This window comes from Streptomyces spongiae (assembly GCF_009377185.1).
In the GTDB taxonomy this organism is placed as follows: domain Bacteria; phylum Actinomycetota; class Actinomycetes; order Streptomycetales; family Streptomycetaceae; genus Streptomyces; species Streptomyces spongiae.
Genome location: NZ_VJZC01000570.1, coordinates 1 through 6,384, shown reverse-complemented (window position 1 = coordinate 6,384; position 6,384 = coordinate 1). Strand labels below are relative to the sequence as shown.

Genomic DNA, 6,384 nt, shown 5'->3' with positions numbered 1-6,384 from the left:
CGGCGCGCAGCGGAAGCAGCATCATCGAGTGCACGCCCAGATCCAGGGCGGCCCGGGTCTTGGGGTCGCCCGGGTAGGTGGCGGACCGCACCCGCTCGGGTGAGCCGAGGAGATGCGGGGTGCCGGTATCGCCCCCAACTCACGCACCCGCGCCGCCAGTCCGGGCGCCTGCGCGTCGACCATGCGGGCCGCGGTCTCCTCCCACAGCCCGTACCCCGCCTGCTCGGCCGCCGCCAGACCGCCCCGCAGCAGGTCCGACAACCGCTGCTCCAGCTCCGTCGCCCCCGCGGTGATCCGCTCGGCGCGCCGATCCGCCCTGCGGCGCGCCGCCTCCGGATCGCCGGACGCGCCCCCAGATGCCGCGCCCGTCGTCGTCCTCTTCTCCTCCGCGCGCCCCCGGCGCCCGGTGATCCACTGCTCCACCCAGTCCGGTGCCTGCGCACGCGCCACCGAACCGTCCTCGCCGGCCCAGAGCAACAGCAGCCCCAGCGCGTGCTTGCACGGGAACTTGCGGCTCGGACAACTGCACTTGTACGCGGGCCCACTGGAGTCCGCGACGTCGATGACCGTCTGATACGGCTTGCTGCCACTGCCCTTGCACAGTCCCCACACCGTCCCCTCGTCAGAACTGCCCGTCTCCGACCACGGCCCGACCGCGCCGAGTTTGCTTCCCGCTTTGCGCGACGCGGCGTCAGGCGCCAGAGCCAGCACCTGCTCAGCCGTCCAGCGCACCCCCTGCTGAGTCATGTCATCGAAGGTAGGACCCGCCACTGACAATCGACCTCCGCGAGCACGTTTCCGCAGGTCGGAACGCATTGTCAGTGGCGTGGTGCACGGTGGACACCAGATCCGAACCGGCCGGACACGGCCGAGCTGGAGGGGGACACCGTCATGCCTGTTTCCGTAGATCCGACATCCGTCGACGAGCGCCGGAACCCGTCCGCGCCCGCGAACGCGCACGCGACCCCGGGCGCCCGCACGAGCGGGCACACGCCCGCGGAACAGACCGGGGACGAGGTGATGCGCCCGCACGCCGAGGACGCCTTCGCCGCGGAACTCGCCGCGCTGGCCGAGCAGGACGACCGGCCGCGCCCCACCCGCTGGAAACTGTCGCCGTGGGCCGTGGCGACGTACCTGCTCGGCGGCACACTGCCGGACGGCACGGTGATCACACCGAAGTACGTGGGCCCGCGCCGCATCGTCGAGGTCGCCGTCACCACACTCGCCACCGACCGCGCCCTGCTCCTCCTCGGCGTGCCCGGCACAGCGAAGACCTGGGTGTCCGAGCACCTCGCCGCAGCAGTCAGCGGCGACTCCACGCTGCTGGTGCAGGGCACCGCGGGCACACCGGAGGAAGCGATCCGCTACGGCTGGAACTACGCGCAGCTGCTCGCCCACGGCCCCAGCCGCGACGCGCTCGTGCCCAGCCCGGTCATGCGGGCCATGGCCGAGGGCATGACCGCCCGCGTCGAGGAACTGACCCGCATCCCCGCCGACGTCCAGGACACACTGATCACCATCCTGTCCGAGAAGACGCTGCCCATACCGGAGTTGGGGCAGGAGGTGCAGGCCGTCCGCGGCTTCAACCTGATCGCCACGGCCAACGACCGCGACCGCGGGGTCAACGACCTGTCGAGCGCCCTGCGCCGACGCTTCAACACGGTGGTGCTGCCGCTGCCGGAGAGCGCCGACGCCGAGGTCGACATCGTCTCGCGCCGCGTCGACCAGCTCGGCCGCTCCCTCGACCTGCCGTCCGCACCCGACGGCATCGACGAGATCCGCCGTGTCGTCACGGTCTTCCGCGAGCTGCGCGACGGACTGACGACCGACGGTCGTACGAAGCTGAAGTCACCCAGCGGCACGCTGTCGACAGCCGAGGCCATCTCCGTCGTCACCAACGGACTCGCCCTGGCCGCCCACTTCGGCGACGGCGTCCTGCGCGCCTCGGATGTCGCCGCCGGCATCCTCGGCGCCGTCGTCCGCGACCCGACGGCCGACCGCGTCATCTGGCAGGAGTACCTGGAAGCGGTCGTCCGCGAGCGCGACGGCTGGACGGACTTCTACCGGGCCTGCCGGGAGGTGAGCGCGTGAGGGCGTTCCAGGAGGTGAGCGCGCGACCCGGGCCCGGCTCGGGAGGCGACGGGACCGGGCCGGACGACTCCGGCCGGGGTTTCGGGTTGGACGACAGCGGCTGGGGATTCTGGGGGAGCATGTGACCGGCGTCGAGGGGGCACCACCGCGAGAGCAGCCGTACGGTGACGGGCCGCTGCTTCTCGGTGTACGGCACCACGGCCCGGGGTCCGCACGGGCGGTGCGGGCCGCGCTGGAGGCGGCGCGGCCACAGGCCGTCCTCATCGAAGGGCCACCGGAGGCGGACGCCCTGATCCCGCTCGCCGCCGACGAGGACATGCGGCCGCCGGTCGCCCTCCTCGCCCACGCGGTGGACGAGCCCGGCCGCTCGGCCTTCTGGCCGCTGGCCGAGTTCTCACCGGAGTGGGTGACCATCCGCTGGGCCCTGGAGCACCAGATCCCGGCCCGCTTCATCGACCTCCCGGCGACCCACACGCTGGCGTGGAGCAAGGAGGAGGAGCCCGCCGAACCCGCCAAGCCCACCGAACCCGCCGAACCGGTGGAACCCGAAGAACCCACCGGGACGGTCGAGCCCGGGGAATCCGTCCGCGTCGACCCCCTCGCCGCTCTCGCCGAAGCCGCCGGGTACGACGACCCCGAGCGGTGGTGGGAGGACGTCGTCGAGCACAGGGGCACGGGAGGGGACCCGTTCGCGCCGTTCGCGGTGCTCGGGGAGGCCATGGGGACGCTGCGGGAGACGTACGGGACCGGTGGCCACGACCGCGACCTGGTGCGCGAGGCGTACATGCGGCTCCAGGTGCGGGCCGCCCAGAAGGAGTTCGGGGACGACATCGCCGTGGTGTGCGGTGCGTGGCACGTGCCCGCGCTGCGGGAGAAGCGCACCGTCGCCGCCGATCGGGCGTTGCTGAAGGGACTGCCCAAGGTCAAGGCCGACATGACCTGGGTGCCGTGGACGCACCGGAGGCTGTCCAGGGTCAGCGGGTACGGCGCGGGCATCGACTCGCCGGGCTGGTACGGGCATCTGTTCGGCGCGCGCGACCGTCCCGTCGAGCGGTGGATGACCAAGGTGGCCGGGCTGCTGCGCGAGGAGGACCGGATCGTGTCCTCGGCGCACGTCATCGAGGCGGTGCGGCTCGCCGAGACACTGGCGGCGATGCGCGGACGCCCACTGCCGGGACTCACCGAAACCACCGACGCCGTACGGGCGGTGATGTGCGAGGGCTCGGACGTGCCGCTGGACCTCGTGCACGACCGGCTCGTCGTCGGGGACGTGCTGGGGGAGGTGCCCGCGGCGGCGCCGGCGGTGCCGTTGCAGCGGGACCTCGCACGGATCCAGCGGAAGCTGCGGCTCAAGCCGGAGGCGCTGGAGCGGGAGCTGGAGCTGGACCTGCGCAAGGAGAACGACGCCGGGCGCAGCCTCCTCCTCCACCGGCTGCGGCTGCTGCGCATCGAGTGGGGCGAGCCCGCGGCCTCGCGCGGCAGCACGGGCACGTTCCGGGAGACCTGGCGTCTGCGCTGGGAGCCGGAGTTGTCGGTGCGGGTGGCCGAGGCGGGGGTGTGGGGCACGACGGTGCTGTCGGCCGCGACCGCCAAGGCCGAGGCGGACGCCGTGGCCGCGCAGTCGCTCGCCGACGTCACCGGGCTCGCCGAGGGCTGCCTCCTCGCCGAACTCCCGGACGCGCTCCCCGTGGTGATGCGGGTCCTCGCCGACCGTGCCGCGCTGGACGCGGACGTCGGTCACCTCGCCCAGGCGCTCCCCGCTCTTGTCCGCTCCCTGCGCTACGGAGATGTCCGCGCAACGGACACACACGCCCTCGCCGAGGTCGCGGCGGGCCTGGCCGAGCGTGTCTTCGTGGGCCTCCCGCCCGCGTGCGCCGCGCTCGACACGGAGGCGGCGGAGGAGATGCGCCGTCATGTGGACGCGGTGCACGGGACGGTCGGGCTGCTGGGCGAGGCCGCCTCGGAGACGCACGGCGACCTGCGGGCCCGCTGGCACTCGGTGCTGCACATCCTGTCCGCACGCGACACCGTTCCCGGCGTCATCCGGGGAAGGGCCGTACGGCTCCTTCTGGACGACGGGGAGTTGGCGCACGACGAGGCTGCCCGGCTGATGGCGCTGGTGCTGTCGCCGGGGACGGAGCCGGCCGACGCGGCCGCGTGGATCGAGGGGTTCGTCGGAGGCGGGGCCGGCGGGGGCATGCTGCTCGTGCACGACGAACGGCTGCTCGGGCTGGTCGACGCGTGGCTGACCGGGGTGCCGCAGGAGGCGTTCACCGACGTACTGCCCTTGCTGCGGCGGACGTTCTCGGCGTACGAGCCAGGGGTGCGGCGGACCCTCGGCGAGTTGGTCCGGCGCGGACCAGGAGCCCGGACGAGCACTGCGGCCGTCGGTTCCGGGATACCGGGTTTCGCCCCCGAGCTCGAGACCGAGCGGGCGGACGCCGTGCTGCCGGTGCTGCGTCTGTTGCTGGGGCTGGACGAGGGGGAAGCGGGTGAAGGAGGCGCGGGTGAGGGAGTCGTGAGCGGGGGAGCCGGCATCACGAAGGGCGTCAACGACCTTGCGGGGGTGGGCCGATGAGTACGGACACGGGCACGGGCACACGCACGGACACGGGCGCGCGTACGACGAGCGGGGCGGCGGTGAAGGATCAGCCTGCCGACGGTGACGAGCGGCTGCGGCGGTGGCGGCTCGTGCTCGGCGGTGACGCGGCCGACGGGACCGGGTGCGCGCTCTCCGGGCGGGACGCGGCCATGGACGGTGCGCTCACCGCGCTCTACGGAAAGGGTGACAAACCTCGGTCGGGACGCGAGCGTTCCGCCGGGCTCGGGGCGTCGGCGCCGTCAGTGGCGCGTTGGCTCGGGGACATCCGGACGTACTTCCCCTCGTCCGTCGTGCAGGTCATGCAGCGGGACGCCATCGACCGGCTCGGGCTGTCCACGCTGCTGCTGGAGCCGGAGATGCTGGAGGCGGTGGAGGCCGACGTGCACCTGGTCGGCACGTTGCTCTCCCTCAACAAGGCGATGCCCGAGACGACCAAGGAGACCGCGCGGGCCGTGGTGCGCAAGGTCGTCGAGGACCTGGAGAAGAAGCTCGCCACCCGCACCCGGGCCACCCTCACCGGCGCCCTCGACCGCAGCGCCCGCGTCAGCCGACCCCGCCACCACGACATCGACTGGAACCGCACGATCGCGGCCAACCTGAAGAACTACCTGCCGGAGTACCGGACGGTGGTGCCCGAGCGGCTCGTCGGGTACGGGCGGGCCTCGCAGTCGGTGAAGAAGGAGGTCATCCTCTGCATCGACCAGTCGGGCTCGATGGCGGCATCCGTCGTCTACGCGTCGGTGTTCGGGGCCGTGCTGGCGTCCATGCGGTCCATCAACACCCGGCTCGTCGTCTTCGACACGGCCGTCGTCGACCTCACGGACCAACTGGACGACCCGGTCGACGTCCTGTTCGGCACACAACTCGGTGGCGGCACGGACATCAACAGGGCGCTGGCGTACTGCCAGTCGCAGATCACCCGGCCCGCCGAGACGGTGGTCGTGCTGATCAGTGACCTGTACGAGGGCGGGATACGCAACGAGATGCTGAAGCGGGTGGCGGCGATGAAGACGTCGGGCGTGCAGTTCGTGACACTGCTCGCGCTCTCCGACGAAGGGGCGCCCGCGTACGACCGGGAGCACGCGGCGGCCCTCGCGGCCCTGGGGGCACCGGCGTTCGCGTGCACGCCGGACCTCTTCCCCGAGGTCATGGCGGCGGCCATAGAGAAGCGGCCGCTGCCGGTCCCGGACGTGGTGTGACGTGGAGTGGAGGAACACCTGACTCACCGTGAACTGCCGCCCATCAGTAACGGAGGGGGGCTTGCGTAACCTCGGGAGCTCCGTGGGAGGATCGGCGACGCCTCTTCACAGTCCTCGAACAGTTCGCCGGTTTACTCGGCACACACCGTCTCGTGCCGCGTTCACCGTGGCGTACGCCGTCGATCCGCTCATGGGAGGGCTCTCCCCGCTGTGACTCCGTCAGCCGCACTGCCCGGTGCCGGTGCCGTTCTGCGTGTGATGCGCGGGGCGGCCGGGCGGCGTGTGCTGCAGGTGGTGCTGTTGGTGGGCGGGTTGTTCGCGCTGGGGTTCCTCTGCGGGGAGCAGGCGCACGCGGCGGACGGGACATCGCCGGGGGCGGTGACGGGCGTGGTGACCACGTCGTCCGAGGCCGTTCGGTTCGCGCTGCACGCCGCTCCCGCGGAGGACGCCCCGGCGGTCACCGCGAAGAGCACCACGAGGGACATGGAGGAC

3 protein-coding genes and 2 pseudogenes are annotated in these 6,384 nt (G+C 72.6%); 4 read left to right on the top strand and 1 reads right to left on the bottom strand.

The window, feature by feature from the left end; genetic code table 11:
• Window positions 1–120 precede the first annotated feature (120 nt).
• Window positions 121–747: pseudogene (locus FNH08_RS41720) on the bottom strand (SWIM zinc finger family protein); the annotation flags it as partial.
• Between the two features lie 144 nt (window positions 748–891).
• On the opposite strand from FNH08_RS41720, the gene FNH08_RS41715 reads away from it, so the two are divergent.
• The 4 genes and pseudogenes from FNH08_RS41715 to FNH08_RS41700 form a co-directional block, all read left to right on the top strand.
• Entirely contained in the window at window positions 892–2,091 is a 1,200-nt protein-coding gene (locus FNH08_RS41715) for an ATP-binding protein (protein ID WP_152776724.1), read from the top strand.
• Window positions 2,092–2,212: 121 nt separating this feature from the next.
• On the top strand, window positions 2,213–4,669 hold the full coding sequence (locus FNH08_RS41710; RefSeq protein ID WP_322726316.1) for a DUF5682 family protein: 2,457 nt from the start codon (window positions 2,213–2,215) through the stop codon (window positions 4,667–4,669).
• Window positions 4,666–5,892: a VWA domain-containing protein gene (locus tag FNH08_RS41705; protein ID WP_228034694.1), complete on the top strand. Its 1,227-nt coding sequence runs from the start codon at window positions 4,666–4,668 to the stop codon at window positions 5,890–5,892. Before FNH08_RS41710 ends, FNH08_RS41705 begins: the two co-directional genes overlap by 4 nt.
• Window positions 5,893–6,102: 210 nt before the next feature.
• Window positions 6,103–6,384: pseudogene (locus tag FNH08_RS41700) on the top strand (hypothetical protein); the annotation flags it as partial.